Source organism: Chryseobacterium flavum (assembly GCF_003385595.1).
GTDB classification, from domain to species: Bacteria; Bacteroidota; Bacteroidia; order Flavobacteriales; family Weeksellaceae; genus Chryseobacterium; species Chryseobacterium flavum.
On the sequence record NZ_QNUE01000007.1, the window covers coordinates 212,909 to 228,338 of the forward strand.

14 protein-coding genes are annotated in these 15,430 nt (G+C 36.1%); 9 read left to right on the forward strand and 5 right to left on the reverse strand.

Translation table 11 applies throughout. The features are described from left to right. Nucleotides 1–5: 5 nt before the first annotated feature. On the reverse strand, nucleotides 6–887 hold the full coding sequence (locus DRF59_RS11135; RefSeq protein ID WP_115959664.1) for an NADP-dependent oxidoreductase: 882 nt from the start codon (nucleotides 885–887) through the stop codon (nucleotides 6–8). On the opposite strand from DRF59_RS11135, the gene DRF59_RS11140 reads away from it, so the two are divergent. After that, a complete protein-coding gene (locus tag DRF59_RS11140; RefSeq protein WP_115959666.1) occupies nucleotides 858–1,061 on the forward strand; it encodes a hypothetical protein in 204 nt (67 codons plus the stop codon). The genes DRF59_RS11135 and DRF59_RS11140 overlap by 30 nt on opposite strands. A 160-nt stretch (nucleotides 1,062–1,221) precedes the next feature. After that, nucleotides 1,222–1,845, forward strand: coding sequence for a histidine phosphatase family protein (locus DRF59_RS11145; protein ID WP_115959668.1), 624 nt, complete (start codon nucleotides 1,222–1,224; stop codon nucleotides 1,843–1,845). On the opposite strand, the gene DRF59_RS11150 is transcribed toward DRF59_RS11145, so the two are convergent. Continuing rightward, nucleotides 1,834–2,295: an Lrp/AsnC family transcriptional regulator gene (locus DRF59_RS11150; protein ID WP_115959670.1), complete on the reverse strand. Its 462-nt coding sequence runs from the start codon at nucleotides 2,293–2,295 to the stop codon at nucleotides 1,834–1,836. The genes DRF59_RS11145 and DRF59_RS11150 overlap by 12 nt on opposite strands. 111 nt (nucleotides 2,296–2,406) lie before the next feature. On the opposite strand from DRF59_RS11150, the gene DRF59_RS11155 reads away from it, so the two are divergent. The 5 genes from DRF59_RS11155 to DRF59_RS21280 all read left to right on the forward strand — a co-directional run bounded on the left by DRF59_RS11155 (nucleotide 2,407) and on the right by DRF59_RS21280 (nucleotide 7,594). Then, entirely contained in the window at nucleotides 2,407–2,859 is a 453-nt protein-coding gene (locus DRF59_RS11155; RefSeq protein WP_115959672.1) for a carboxymuconolactone decarboxylase family protein, read from the forward strand. Between the two features lie 512 nt (nucleotides 2,860–3,371). After that, nucleotides 3,372–4,319, forward strand: coding sequence for a hypothetical protein (locus DRF59_RS11160; RefSeq protein WP_115959674.1), 948 nt, complete (start codon nucleotides 3,372–3,374; stop codon nucleotides 4,317–4,319). A 225-nt stretch (nucleotides 4,320–4,544) separates the two neighbouring features. Beyond that, nucleotides 4,545–6,272, forward strand: coding sequence for a caspase family protein (locus DRF59_RS11165; protein WP_115959676.1), 1,728 nt, complete (start codon nucleotides 4,545–4,547; stop codon nucleotides 6,270–6,272). Beyond that, complete coding sequence (locus tag DRF59_RS11170; RefSeq protein WP_115959678.1) at nucleotides 6,272–7,177, forward strand: hypothetical protein; 906 nt, start codon at nucleotides 6,272–6,274, stop codon at nucleotides 7,175–7,177. Before DRF59_RS11165 ends, DRF59_RS11170 begins: the two co-directional genes overlap by 1 nt. 219 nt (nucleotides 7,178–7,396) lie before the next feature. Further along, complete coding sequence (locus DRF59_RS21280) at nucleotides 7,397–7,594, forward strand: T9SS type A sorting domain-containing protein (protein WP_115959828.1); 198 nt, start codon at nucleotides 7,397–7,399, stop codon at nucleotides 7,592–7,594. 378 nt (nucleotides 7,595–7,972) lie between these two features. On the opposite strand, the gene DRF59_RS11180 is transcribed toward DRF59_RS21280, so the two are convergent. From DRF59_RS11180 to DRF59_RS11190, 3 genes are all read right to left on the reverse strand, one after another. Then, a complete protein-coding gene (locus DRF59_RS11180) occupies nucleotides 7,973–10,033 on the reverse strand; it encodes a protein-disulfide reductase DsbD family protein (RefSeq protein WP_115959680.1) in 2,061 nt (686 codons plus the stop codon). A 116-nt stretch (nucleotides 10,034–10,149) separates the two neighbouring features. After that, complete coding sequence (locus DRF59_RS11185) at nucleotides 10,150–11,802, reverse strand: DUF6029 family protein (RefSeq protein WP_115959682.1); 1,653 nt, start codon at nucleotides 11,800–11,802, stop codon at nucleotides 10,150–10,152. Between the two features lie 4 nt (nucleotides 11,803–11,806). Beyond that, on the reverse strand, nucleotides 11,807–12,289 hold the full coding sequence (locus DRF59_RS11190) for a TlpA family protein disulfide reductase (RefSeq protein WP_115959684.1): 483 nt from the start codon (nucleotides 12,287–12,289) through the stop codon (nucleotides 11,807–11,809). Nucleotides 12,290–12,467: 178 nt separating this feature from the next. On the opposite strand from DRF59_RS11190, the gene DRF59_RS11195 reads away from it, so the two are divergent. Together DRF59_RS11195 and DRF59_RS11200 are read left to right on the forward strand one after the other, a co-directional pair. Beyond that, nucleotides 12,468–13,520 carry an Omp28-related outer membrane protein gene (locus DRF59_RS11195; RefSeq protein WP_115959686.1) on the forward strand — a complete coding sequence of 351 codons (1,053 nt, stop codon included), beginning with the start codon at nucleotides 12,468–12,470 and terminating at the stop codon, nucleotides 13,518–13,520. Nucleotides 13,521–13,548: 28 nt separating this feature from the next. Continuing rightward, nucleotides 13,549–15,420, forward strand: a complete 1,872-nt coding sequence (locus tag DRF59_RS11200) for an Omp28-related outer membrane protein (protein ID WP_115959688.1) — start codon at nucleotides 13,549–13,551, stop codon at nucleotides 15,418–15,420. The last annotated feature ends 10 nt before the right edge of the window (nucleotides 15,421–15,430 follow it).

Consider the following 15,430-nt stretch of genomic DNA (forward strand, 5'->3'; position numbering starts at 1 on the left):
TATCGTTACGGATTAACGATAATTTTACCAGCAGTGTGGTTTTTTTCAATTTCTTTATGGGCCAGTGCCATCTCTTCGAGTTTAAATCGTTTTGAAACATGTGATTTTACCAAACCTTCTTTCATTAATCCTGCAATCGCCGTCATATCTTTTCCATTTGAAACAACAGCATTATAGTACGCATGCACATCTAATTCTTTAGAACGCTTTTCCCATCTGCTTCCATCAATGTGAGACCACAGGCTTAATAATGTACCTCCCTTTTTCACTACGCTAAGGGTTTTTTTGATATGCTCATCCCGTAAGCCTTCAATAACATAGTCTACCGGTTCGATTACCTCTAAGAAGTCTGTCTTTTGATAATCGATAAATTCATTTGCTCCAAGACTCATCACCAGGTCCTTTTTGGATCCGGAAGCTATAGCAATAACATAAGCTCCAAAATATTTGGCAAATTGCACGGCAAAATGCCCCACACCACCACCTGCTGCGGTAATAAGCACACGATCACCCATTTTTATAGGGTTTTTGATGAGCGGTTGCCAGGTAGTTAATGCTGCCATGCCTGCAGCAGCTGCTTCATCATGGGAAATATTAGCAGGTTTTATTGTAATGTCAATGATATTGGCAACTACATATTCTGCATAAGCTTTAGCGTGTCCGGCTGTAGTAAAGGTTGGAAAATTAAGTAGACCGAACACCTCGTCACCAACATTAAAGGTGCTGACATTATTTCCGATAGCTTCAATTACACCAGAAACATCCCAGCCCAATATTTTGGGTGTTTCATTGTTAAATATGTAGTCTAATGCAGGGTTTTGCCGTGCGTAGATATCTGTGGGATTAATGCTTATTGCATGAACTCTAATAAGGACCTGATCATTAATATCATGGGAAAGTTCTGCCGGTTTTTAGAAATCGTTTTCGTAGTTTTGTTTGGTAAGCAGTGCTTAGCTGTGGCGGGCAGGGAAATTGTAAAATTGGTCAGCTTTTATGATAAAAGCGGTGGCGTAATCCTGATGCTTTTAGTGACGAAGCGAAAGAAAGGCGATGAAAATTGACGGGTTTTGTCATATGGCTGAACGCATATAAAAGACAGGTGAGCTAGGTTCTTTAAAATTAGAGAGGAACCGGCAGGGAAGAAATAAAGAAAGGATAGAAATTTATCTGGTGCGAAGATTTGCTTATAATTCTAATTTTGTTTTAAACGGTAATAGATCAATGCTTTTACATAAAAATATAATTACGATCCAACACCCGGAATCCATTCATCATACAAATGGTATGATCGGCTCATGGACAGACTGGGAACTGACTGAAAAAGGAATCATCCAGGCAACATGCATAGCGCGTAACATAAAGAAAGAATTTCATGACATCCAATATGCAATCTATTCATCACCTCTCAAAAGGACGAGACAAACTGCTGAGATGCTTGGAAACGAGTTACATGCTAGTCTCAAGCTGACGGATGCTCTAAAAGAGAGAAGCCTTGGCAAGGCTATCGGAAAATCTGTTCAATGGCTGAAAGAAAATATTGAAAATGAAGAAAAAACCATCTACGATAAATGCTTCAGCGATGGAGAGTCCAGATTCGACGTCTGGAACAGACTGTTACCTTTCTATAATGAAATCATGTCAAGTGACGACGAAAACATCATCATTGTTTCTCATGGAGATACTTTGAGCATCTTTAATGTGATGTGGTTAGGCTTACATCCGGAAATGCTCAATGATATTGACTTATCCGGAGTTAGTGGCGGTGTTTCTTTCCTATATCGAAAGTCATGTGGCAAGAAAATTATTAAAAGGTTGAGCGACACTTCGTATACCTTACCTTTTTAATCTTTTTGTGTTGCTTTTAATCTTCTGCAGGCTTATTTCTGAAAGTTGAATGGATGTCGTTGGGATTCCATAAGGAATTAATCTGTCAATGAGGTTTTCAAGGTGAGAACTGTCCTGTAAGATACATTCGGTAATAAGACAATATTCACCCGTTACTCTTTTGCAGGTTACAATTTCAGGAAATTTTTCCAGATCTGCAGTGAATTTTCTGAAATCATCATTTTTAAATTTCATACTGATCAGTACCTTCAGATCATAACCTAGTTTCCGATAGTCTACCTCTACGCTGAACCTACGAATTATTCCATTATCAACTAAATTCATTACTCGTTCTTTTGTAGCAGATTGTGACAACGAAATAATTCTTCCTATTTCGGCATAACTAAGCCTTGCATTCTGTTCTAAGATCTGAAGAATCTTATGGTCAAAATCATCTAAAGTTATTTTCATTGTAAAATTACGTATTAATAGTTGAATTCATCAAAAATAATAAAAATACCAATTAATTTCGCTTTATTGTTTTTGTTTAAAAACTGAAATTTGTGAATAAAATTAAGAAATATGGTACGAATCAAATTTTTGAACAATGGAAGCACACCATTTGAAAGACTTATCGGGCATAATACCGATTTTCTTAAAAAATGGAATGATCTGGAGGAAACTTTATGGAAGAAAACTTTACTGGACACAGATTTATTAGAGCAGGTTCGCAGAACAATGGCCTTTGGAAATGGTTGTGAATACTGCATGGTCAAAGGCGGAAAACCTGATTTTGACGAATCGCAGATGAAAATATCCACAGCGGCAGCCTTTGCTGAATTATTTTGCATAGACCACCGTTCTGTTCTGGATGCACATTTTGAGATGCTTCGGGAATACTTTTCAGATGAAGAAATTTCGGAATTATGTGTTTTCATGGCTTTCGTGAATGCTTCACAAAAGTTGGGAAAAATACTGCACTTAACAGAGGAGCTACAGGCAGAAGCTGTTGTAAAATTAAAAGATATAGAATAATGCAAATCGTTGTTTTAAGTAAAACCAGTCTCAAGGTAAGTGTCCAGTATCAGCTTTTATGACTAATTTGAAAAAGCGGGCCTTAACAAGAAACAGCTGAAGCCGGATGAAATTTTAATGGATGACAATCAAGTGACATTTCTTGGATATTTGCTATTGACTGGCTCTGATATTGTATAGTTAGATCTATGATTTAATTAACATTTTTGCTCGCAAAAAAGCCTTTACTTAGCGGTTTGAAATAATTTTTTCTTCATTTGTGTTTTGATCTCCGGTCCGTCCGGAGATTTTGCTTTTAGCACAAAAAAAAATTATATATCACTGTAACACTGGAAAAAGGAATTCGTTTTTATCCATTGAACCAAAAATTGCGTAAATTATAGAAGAGATTATGTGTGCACAGAAATAGAATCATTGCATAATTTTATTTCAATAAATGCGTAGGTTCTAGAAGTACCCTATAATTGCTTTATTTAATATAGATCACATTAATATTTATAAATCGGATTATTATGGAAAAAGATTTCATCAGTATTCTTCTTGCGGGGCATGAGGGATTCAATTTTCAGGATGTATGTGAAAGGTATCTAATCGTTAAACATGGAAAAGATTTTGTACCAGTTACGCCCAATGGCAGCGAAGGCGATGGTGGTAGGGACGGATATTGTTTTCGGACAGGTGAGTATTTTGCGATATCGTCCAATGAGAAAGTTTCTGCAAAAATAAAAGCGGATTTTGCCAGCTGCATGTCTTACGATCATCCGGTCAGTACGTTTACCTTCATCACTAATCGCGGTGTAAGACCAAAAGATTGCGATGTACTTGATGAACTAAGAAGGAATAATCCTGGTATAGCGGTTCATGTACTAAGGCATAGCGAAATAGCAGTAGAAATGACAGGCATGTCAACTGAGCAGATTGAATATATCCTTGGCCAGCCTCTGCCGTTCCAAAGGAATAAAATGGTGTATTTAAAAATCCGTAAGAAAATCGGGCCTTTTACTCTTTTAGAATCTATAAAAGACTCTATGCATGGATACATTATAGTTGTTGCCAGTTGCTTGATATTAGGCTTCAGTTTATTTTATTCTACGACAGACCTGGTGCGGACTATCTTTTTTACAGTTATATTTGGGCTCACCTTTCTATATATGTATTGCAACAGGGAAAGCCTGAAAAAATATAAATTTTCTCATAAAATCCTTTACTATCTCATCACTGGTAAACTACATGTAGGAGATGAAGTTCTGTTAACCAGTACCTCACATATTACAATATATAGGAATGCAATGTGGAGTTTCATTATCCATGAAAGAGCTGCTGAATGTACAAGACCCGGGTGCAAAGGGCATGTTTTATTACATAAGTCAGAAACCGGAACATTTATCGGAAGATGTAATAAGGATAGAGTCAATCATTTGTACAATGTCGATAATAACTTCTATGGTGAAATGAAATGATGTTTTATCAAAGGTAACATTACCGTTCTGGGAGTTGACCTATGTGGCAATAACTTTTATAGGTAGAGCAGGAAAGAAGCTGAAATCCAGAAAATGTTGATTTAAAGGTGAATTACAAGTTGATTCGTATAAGTTCGATATTGAAATAATTAGCCGCTAGTTTGAAAAATCATTGGTGTGAAAACAAAATATCCTTATTTTCGTAAATAAAACTTTTAGCCATTAATGACCAAGCACGCTATTTTAATCGGGATAAACCAAATACCCGGTATGCCTTATCTCGCATCACCTTCCAGTTATGCCATTAAGATGAAAGAATGGGCAGAGGAACAGGGATATATTACAGCACTTTTTGCTGACGAACCTGAAGGTGTGCCAATCGCGGGGGAATGTAATAGATGGGCAATATTAAAAACGGTCCGCGATCTTACTGCGGCCGGTACCGATCAGCTTTTGATCTATTTTGCCGGGCATGGTGTGGAGCGGGCTCCGGGTGAGGATATCTGGCTGCTTCCGGGCTATGTTGAAGATCCTTCCGAATCCATAAGTATTTTTGCCTGTCAACCGCTGGCATATCGCTCCGGTATAGCACATGTGGTTTTTATCTCTGATGCTTGCCGTTCACCAACGAGTGACCGCAACGTGCATCACATTACACCGGGTGTAATCTTTCCGATTTTAAACAGGGAATACAGAACGGATATTGATGTTTTTTACTCCACCCACCCAGGCGCTAATTCCATTGACGTACGAGATGATGAGGACAACTACAGGAGTGTCTATAGTGACAATCTGCTGAAATGCCTAAAAGGGGACGTAGAAGAGGTAATTCGTCCAGTAAGGCGGTTAGAGCCTACATTTCCTGCTGTCCTTTCCTATGATCTCAATGATTATCTGAAAACAAAAGTAGCTGAGGAAATTGAAGAAGTTACGGGTAAAAAACAGTTCCCAACGGGGACTGTTTCATCTTCGGATCCTCTTTTCTTATCGAGGTTCGATGGGCAAGGGTTAGCAGAAAATATTGGTGAAGCAGGTATTGCACTTCCGGTTGAATTACAGCCTGTCGGGGTGGATACGAAAAGTGTTTCCGAAAAACTTGATTTCTATGTAAGAGCGAAAGGGGGAGGTGCAACGCGCGAATTTCGCAGAATCTCCCGGGAATTTAAGCGTGATTACGAATTCTTCACCTCAGACGCTTTATTTAGGCATGGTGACACAGGTCTTTTCATAAGCGGTCTTCCTGCTCCGACTGTTTATGGTAGAAGAGAAGAGGATGCCCACTGGTTTAGAGAGGGAAGAAATTTTACCGTTCCGCAGCTTCTTGGTATCGATGCAGTCGACAGAAGAGAGAATGCTATTTATTTTATTGGAAACCACGGACGTAAAAGATTTTATCCAGTTGTTGTTCTTCCAGGCTTTTTTACCCAGGTGGTGTTTGCTAAAAATGAAGTGTTGACTGTCAATTATTTTCCCACTGGTCATAATAGCAAAGCTGAGGCTAGTTATAATGCTACCGAGGTGGCTGAAAGAAAAGCAAATATCATTATGGCTGCCCAAAAAGGTATTTTTCAAGGCCAGTATGAACTCGATCATGGCGGCGGCTATTATCGCAGATACAAACATCTGGAACCTACACTCGGTCTTTTTGCCGCATACGCCTATTTTCAGAATGGGGATTTTTATGGTGTCAGATCGCTATATGATTATTTATTAGGAAGCGGTCAGTCCATCCTTGCTGACATTAAAGTTTTGCAAAGGCTTTCAACAAGAAATCCTGATTTTTTTCCGCATGAAGAATTGTCTATACCACTGCTGACCCAGGGATGGTCTTATCTGGACCTACTCGAAACAAACCGTCACCACCATTTGGTAAGATACTTGCAGCCGGGATTGTGGACCTCATTTGACCGCGATGGGTTTAGATATTTTGAAGACCAATTTATAGAACTATAATGCAGATATTATTTATACATGGACGGGCGCAGGAGAACTTTGCACAAGAAGAATTACTGGAAAAATGGAGTAGAGCGCTAAAGCAATCATTTGAAAATGCCGGAATTACCTATCCTGAAGAATTAACACTAACTTTGCCCTATTACGGTAAGGAACTTATTTTACAAAGGGACCTATACCAGCAAGATCTGGAAGACAAAATATATCAGATGCGATCTCCTGATGGTTCGCCAGAAGAGCGCGATCCCGATGATCTGCAGAAATTTCAGGGGCAGCTTTTGGATGAAATCCGAAAAGAGGTCGGGATCACCGATAAGCAGATCCATGAGGAAGAAAAAGAAGAAATCCAGGATCGTGGTCTCCGGAACTGGTGGCCCGTACTGGCGATTGCCAGACTGCTTGATAATTACAGCAAAGCAAATGGCCTTGCTAATTCGATGATTCTAAAAGAGACGTTGGATGTTGCCACGTATCTTGTGGTGCCGAAAGCCAAAAAAACGATTAATAAATTTTTCATCGATGCATTGACCAAAGAGCCAACTATTGTTATTGCGCATTCATTAGGAACTGTCATTGCGTATGATATTCTGCAAAAGTTGAAGAGAGAAGAATGGGACATCTGCGGATTGATCACTTTAGGCTCACCATTGGGGGTGAATGCAGTTACCAGACAGTTTCGTGAACCACCGAAATATCCATCTGTTATCAAAGAAATATGGTTAAATCTGTATGATAAACACGATATAGTTTCCTTAAGACCATTAGAAGGCGGACATTTCAGGGTGGATCCAAAAATCATAAATTATGAAGTTATTAATGAAACGGAAGACAGGCATGGTATTGAAGGATACCTCAGCAGTCCTTTTGTTGCTACAGCAGTCTCTGAACTGTTAAACTCCAGATAAATAACTTGATTTAAAGAGCATCTTTCTTACTTTCTTAGATGCTCCTTTTTTTAACGGTCACTATAATCATTTCACAATGCACAAATATCCTATACGAAGAATCGCGAGTATAATGTTCTAAAAAGAAACAAAATGCTGTTCAATTCAAAGCTTAAGTTCTTTTATGATCCAGACACAAAATTTGTGGAATAATAGCTTGAAAGTCAGAAAAACTAACTAATTACCAAAACACAAAAGAATTATGTCGAAAGTTATTTTGATGGAAAGTATAGTAAAACCATTGATTATTCTAATACTGATAGCATAGATATTTCCGCATTTCCATCCGGAATCTATTTTTTAACAATTAAATTAAAAGATGGAAAGACCGAGACGAGAAAAATTTATCAGAAAATAGTACAAAATGGTGGATTATAAACAACTCTACAAAAGCCGTATGACGACAAGATTACCTATGTTTTCTAGACTTCATGTTGAAAAAATTTAAGAGTTACGGGTGAAATGTGAGTTCAAATCCCTCCCTTTCCGCAAACCTGCTTTGAAGACGATATTAAAGGTTTTTTAAAAAAATGTGGCAAAATAGTGGCAAACAAAGCTTTAACCACAGAAAAACCCGATAAATACACGGAAAAAACGGGAAAGTTCGAATCCCGTATTCTCCACTACAGCTAAGCCCTTCCCATAAGGGCTTTTTTTATTCATACTTTTGGAAGCGTATGAATCAGTAACAAAATTAATACTTCTGCTCGCCTAAATTGGTTATAATGTATTTGATAAATTTAATTATAATATAAATCAATTGTTGTAATTAACTCCGCATTCCAGGAATTTTTTAAAATCCTCTTTCTGCATATAACCCGATACTGGAGTGTTGACCATCTTTCCTTCTGGGGTTACCAAAACATAATGTGGCTGGGAATTATTATTGAAATTCACCTGCTGGAATAAACTCCACCTGTCTCCGATTGTTTTTACTTTCTTAATTTGGCCGTCTCCCAGATCAATTTTAGTTTTCTGATCTTCCGGAAGCTCTTCTTTGTCGTCAACATACAGGGAAACAAGAATAACATTGTTTTGAAGAATTGGTAAAATGTCAGGTTCACTCCAGACAAATTCTTCCATTTTTCTACAATTTTCACAACCATATCCTGTAAAGTCAATCAAAATTGGCTTATTCTCTTTTTTAGCTAATTCTACAGCGCTAAAAAAATCATGTTCCGGATACATTCCCAGAATTCCGTCTTTTTCATTGTGGAAATAACTAACATTTATCGGAGGGAGGATCCCACTCAGTAGCTGAAGCTTTGGACGTTCAGAAGGGATTAATCCTTGAATCAGATAGATTACAAAGCCAACTCCCAATACCCCTGATATCTGTCTGGGGACGGATATTTTGTTTTTTTTATTATCATGAGGGAATCTGATCAGCCCAAATAAGTATAAAGTAAGACCAATCGTGATGATAATCCAGATAACAATGAATAATTCTCTTTTTAATAAAAATGTTTTGGAAACAAGATCTGCCTTTGATAAGAATTTTAAAGCCAGTGCGAGTTCCACAAAACCTAGAACTACTTTTATTGTATTCATCCATCCTCCTGATTTAGGAAGCTTTTGTAAAGCTTGCGGGAATAATGCTAAAATACCGAAAATAATTGCCCAGGCTAAACCGAAACCGGTTAATGCAAAAGTTAACAACACCGGTACATTGACAGATCCCGTAACGGCACTTCCTAATAAACTACCCAAAATAGGCCCGGTACATGAGAATGAAACAATAACTAATGTAAGAGCCATAAAGAAGATTCCAATGATACCTCCTGCTTCTTCAGCCTTGGAAGACTTATTGGCAATAGAGCTTGGTAGTGTAATATCGTAGTATCCGAAGAAACTTCCGGCAAAGAAAATAAATATGATAAAGAAAGCTAGGTTAAGCCAGATATTTGTTGAAATTTCATTGAAGATATTTCCTGCTATTCCATTGATTAAATGGAAAGGAACACTTAGCAATACAAATATAAGTAGGATGAAAAAACCATATATAAGGGCGTCTCTTTTTCCTTTATTTTTATTTCCTTTTGTAAAGAATGACACTGTTAAAGGGATCATTGGAAAAACACAAGGTGTTAATAAAGCTACTAATCCCCCGATAAATCCTAAAAATACATACGTCAGATAATTTTCATCAACCTTTGATGACTTAGTGCCGCAATCCGTCAAAGGTTTTTTTAAATCTATTGTTTCTATTTTCAGTTTTTTAGGATCCAGATGCGAGGGTTGCGATACAATAATTTCATCTTTAAGCTTATCTTCTATGGCAACTACAAGCGTTTTTGCAGAATCTTTAATTGTTTTTACGACTGTCTCAGGGGTTACCTCTTCAGTCGTTCCTTTGGGGGTAACCTTTTTATTGAATTCCAATGTATTGGGAGCCAGACATACTCTGTCATCACATGTTTGATAAGTAATCTCCGAGGTAACATCTGCAGGCTTTGCAGGATCTTTTAGTTTGAATTTTTGTTTAAAGCCTGCTGAGTTTGAATAAAAAATAATCGTTCCGCCAAAAGCTTCAGAGAATTCTTCATGTTTTTTTCCAACCTCTTGAAATTTTCCAATCAGTTCAACGTTCTTCCCTGAAACTTTATATTCTGTGGGAATTCCTGTATCTTCAGGAATATCTCTTGAGTAAATATGCCAACCGCTTTCCATTGTTGCATCGAGAACTGCCTCGTATTGATTATTTCCCAGGTCATTGATTGTGAACTTGAATTTTACAGGGTTTTTTATCTGTCCATTGAGTCCTGAAAATAAAAATACCAAAGCCAATACCAGCCATGTATTAAATTTACTTTTCATTTTTTGTTTAATTAAAAATTGAGAATGTTTTTGTTTTTTCGTCCTTCGTATCCCTTTTTTAACTGTTCCATAATCTGTCACATGAAAAGACTTACATTAAAGTTTCGGAAGTTATTTTAATAATTCGCACTTATTCCTAAAGAAAAACCTGCACTTTCGGGAACAAATCTGCAAACTCCTCCCACGCACAGGAGACCTCCTCGCTGTCTGCCATATGAAGCCTGAATTCTGGTACTGTTTTTTCTAAAAACTAATCCTCCAGTATAATAATGCATCTGCTTATCTTTATCAGTATTGCCATAATTATACAGGTCATTCACAAAACACGACCAATTTCTATTAATGTTATATTCGAAAAGACCGGCTGCCCAGTTTCCATGATACCCATCAGCCCATTGATGTTGTAATTCTAACTTTATTGAACTTTTGGAAAACTTATAGATATTATCTAAAACAACAGTCTGTGCTTTTACCTCACCTGAAGTTTCTTCAGTTCTGAAAGTATTATAAAACTGGTTTATAAATACTGCTGCAATCTTCCAGTTATCTTTCAAACGCGTTCTTATATCTAAACTTTGATCAGAATAATATCTTTCTCCCAGTGCAAAAAAATCTGTTTTATAATCTCTAACATCGTTTATATACGTGCGATATGTTCCTTTGAGTCCATACCAGTTGGAAACATTCAGTGAAACATCAGTTCCGTATTTTCCACCAAGGAGTGTCCCTTTTCTTATTTTATAAAAAATATCGAATTGAGAACCTATTTCTCCTGCCTTTTTCTGAGGAAGAAATGAAAGTCTGGGTTGCGCCTGATAAACATAAATGTTAGCCAGGCTATAATCATATTGTTTTGTAAGGGCCGGAACATAATTAAGTACAGCGTTATGATAAGTATTTCCAATTTGGTCACGTTGCGAATAGAAATTGAAATTTTCCAATCTTCTTAAGCTTGTTATAACTCCAAACCGGTCTGTAGCATAAGAAAGGTTTAATAGATAAGCTTTTCCAGAAAAAAGATTATTGGGATCTAATGCTGAAATTTCCTTTATATTATCCTTGGTCTTGTAAAGGTATTCAAATTCTAAAGCAAATTTCGAGTATTCCATCTTAATCCGGGATGAATAGATACTTACATTTTTAGGATATTGAACAGACTCTTTGTTATTTTCATATTTATTAATGTAACTAAATCCAACGCTTGTACTGAAATCTTTTACTTTCATTAAAGAATCAAGTTTTACCTCGGCGTCAAGTCCTCCAACGACTCCATCAGAAAGTTTGAAGCCAAGTCTCTGTTTCCCTAATAGAGCTTTTAAGGTTATAATTTGATCAGGATCAGTATATTTTACCTTCCCACCCAATAATGAATTAGCAATCCCTAACTGCTTATCTTCCCATACACGTAGTGCTAAGCCACTTCCAAACTGCTCATAAAAATGTCCCAAAGTGACATCCACCCCAGCTTTCTCATTATTATAATTAACAAAATAGGTTCCTAAATTAGTTTTATATAAAGCAGGGGAATAGTTGAGCAAGGCTTTTGGTTCATACGATTCAAGTTGGGCACCAATAGTAAAATTGTTCAGCTTATAATTGACATTTAAGTAACTGTTTGACCTAAATCTTTGAGAGACTTCAGTTTCAGAAAGTTTTATTTTACCATCATCTATATAATATTGCGAATTTGACTCCAGGTTTACGGATAGCTGGCAAAAGGCATTTACACTAAAAAGAAGCGCTATACCATTCATTAATTTATTCTGCATAATATCAATTCATACCGTTATACTCTCTGATCTTTGCTATTAATTCATCTTCATCTCCAGGATAATAACCCACTTGAGAATAAACTATTTTCCCTTTATAAACAATAATTACATAGGGCACGCTATTAATGTTCAATGCTCTTTTGAGTATTTGATTGGTATCAAGCAATATAGTGTATGGCCAGCCTTTACTTTTGACAACTGTTTTTACCTTTGAAACGGTACGGGCATCATCAGTTGAAACTGCAAACATGGTAAACTTATTTTCCTTCTGCCAATCCTCATATTTTTCATTAATTATTGTGAGTTCTTCCATACAGGGAAGGCACCATGTAGCCCAGAAACTCATTATCACAGGTTTTGATGAATCTATCTGTGACACATTTATTTTATGCCCGCTAATATTTTCGATAGAAACATTTGGTAATTGTTGTGAATAAAGGAAACAGGTTCCCAAAAAAAGTAATGTAGAAAATATTTTTTCCATTTTTAAATTAATTTATTATTCAAATATAATTTTTTTTATTAATATTACAACATATTACAATAATTTATATTTTTTTAAATAATAAAAACGCAAATAAAATGAAAATAATACAAATTCCAACTTGTGCATTTTATAAGAATGCAGCTTTTATTAATCGTTAAATCTAAAATCTATTGATATGAAAAATTTAATATTTCTTTTCTTGATGGTAGTACTTGCATCATCGTGTAGTGGGTCCGGAAGTGATGAAGGAGATACAATTGCCACTTATATTACTATATCTTCTGATGGAGGTAATGAGAAATTACTAGGAAATTCATTCACATTCAAAATAAAAGATAATTTAAACAATGATATTACCTCGGAGAGCCAGATCTATGTAAACGAACATTTGATAAATGGAAATATATATAAACCAACGGAAAAAGGAGTCTATACGATTACTGCAAAATATAAATCATTACCTGTTAATCCAATTTCAGTAACTGCAGTTATTAATGATGGCATAAATTTTAAACACAGGATTCTTTACGAAGATTTCACCGGAACATGGTGTGGAAACTGTACTCGTGCAGGAGCCAGGGCAAAGAACTTAAAATCCCTGACTGACGATGGATTTGTTTTTCTGGGAGTTCATGGACCTAGTGGACAAGATCCCTGGTCTAATACAACTACTACAGAATTGGAAATCTTTAAAAATGTTACGGGAGAAGATCTGGGATGGCCCACTATGTTTCTTAATAGAAATATTATTTGGCCGGATACTGAAAATTATACTGATATGTCCTTACCACTAGCTTTAATTAAGGCATCCAGTAAAATAGGTATCAAAATAGCCTCTACAGTATCTGGAAATATACTTGATATAGACACCCGAATATCTTTTGCTCAAGATTTTACAGGTCTTAAAATTGCCGCTTTTATTGTGGAGGACAATCTTATAGGAAAACAAAAAAACTATGTAGAAGCCTTAGGACCTCCTACAATATATGATTATGTTCATCATAATGTTTTAAGAAACAAACTAACCTCTTCAGTAGCCGGAGAAAGTATTCAAGATACACAAACTGTAATTTCCAATGAATATTCAAGAGCCTTCCAATACTTGATTCCATCGGAGTTTAATCGCAATAATCTAAAAATTATAATCATGGTTCTGGATGGAAACGGAAATGTTCTCAATGTAAGAGAGGAAAAAATAGGTATTACAAACAATTACGAATTCTTATAATATTATTTAACACCCTAAACTTAAAAAAATGAAAAAAATTCTAATCATTACGGGTATTCTACTATTTGGAATACATTACTCACAAACTTTATATACTCAGGATTTTAATGCTCCCGGTCTGAATGGCTGGGTTAGTACTGATATTGATGGAGATGGTAATCAGTGGGGCAAGATAGATGCGTCAAATTTAAGTGGAGATTTTGGTACTGGATCTTTGATCTCTTATTCTTACAAATCCAATCAGGCACTTACTCCTAATAACCTGATTACTTCGCCGTTAATTGATTTAAGTAATGCTCCGGCCAACATTGTCTTAAGTTATGACCTTGCAACAAGTTCCTATTTTCCGGCAGAAAAGTATTCAGTATATGTTACTACATCTAATGCTTCAGGAACCATCATTGCTTCTAATCCGGTTTATACAGAAACAGTTGCCTCGGGAGGTATTCAAAAAAGAATAATTAATCTGACTCCTTATATTGGACAACAGGTGTATGTGTCTTTCAGGCATTATGATTGTACTGATCTTTTTTATATTGTCATAGATAATGTCAGCATAAAAACTATTGCAGATAAGGATGTTGCGCTTGAAAAAGTCTCTTTACAGCGTTATGGATTGGTGAATACGGATTATTTCATCAAAGCAACGATAAAAAATAATGGAGCTCAAAGTATCAGCAATATAAAAATTAACTGGAATGATGGTACAACAGATCACATTTCTACAATTCCATTAGCTTCTCCTTTAGCTGCCGGGCAAAAGAAAACAATCACACATAATATTGCTGTAAATTTTCCTGCTGCGGCCGAAAATAACATTAACTTTTCCATAATGGAGATAAATGGATCTCAAGACACAACCCCTGCAGACAATATGCTTACAACTAAATTCATTACTGTAACCCAAAATTCGCCTAAAAAAACAGTCTTTGAAGAAGGTACCGGGACATGGTGTGGTTATTGTCCGAGAGGTACTGTAGGAATGCATAATGCAACGAGTAATTTCCCTAATGATTTTATAGGAATTGCAGTGCATAATAATGACCCAATGGAAGTAATTGAATATAATACTATGGCTGGTTTTTCAGGATTTCCATCAATGAATGTAGACAGAAGTTTATTGGAACAAAATGTTACCGCTGATTTTTCACCCATCATTAATGAAAGAAAAACTCTGGTGGTTCCGGCAGCCCTGAGCGCAACCTCTGCTTTATCAGGGAGAACACTTACATTAAACGCCTCAGCTATTTTTAGATCAAATTTTGTTAATGCCAATTTCAGATTAGCTGTAGTTTTGGTAGAAGATAATGTAAAAGGGACTACATCCGGATATAATCAATCTAATTATTATGCCGGAGGACAACTTGGGGTAATGGGAGGTTTTGAAACTAAACCAAATCCAGTACCTGCGGCACAAATGACTTATGATCACGTAGGTAGAATGTTGCTGGGTGGTTACACCGGACAAGCAGGTTCAGTACCAGCAGTTATTACTGATGGTCAAACAGTGAATTATGTATTTACAAGTGATATCCCTCTGGAGTATAATATAAATAATATGAAATCAGTTGTACTTCTGCTTGATGCAACAAGCGGTGAGATTATAAATGCTGCTGGTCCATTTGCGATCAATAATAGTACATTAGGAATAAATGATGCCAATATTACTGCCAATGATTTTAGTATATATCCTAATCCTGCAAAAGAATACATCAAAGTGCAAGCAAAAGGAAAAGTAGATCTGAAAATTTTTGATACCAGCGGAAAAATGATTATTGAAAGATCAGGAGTAGAACCAAATACTGAAATTTCTATACGGACTCTGATAAAAGGAGCTTATATGGTTTCTATTAAAGAAAAAGATTCCGAACCCAAAACTAAGAAATTAATTATAGAATAATATTAAATAA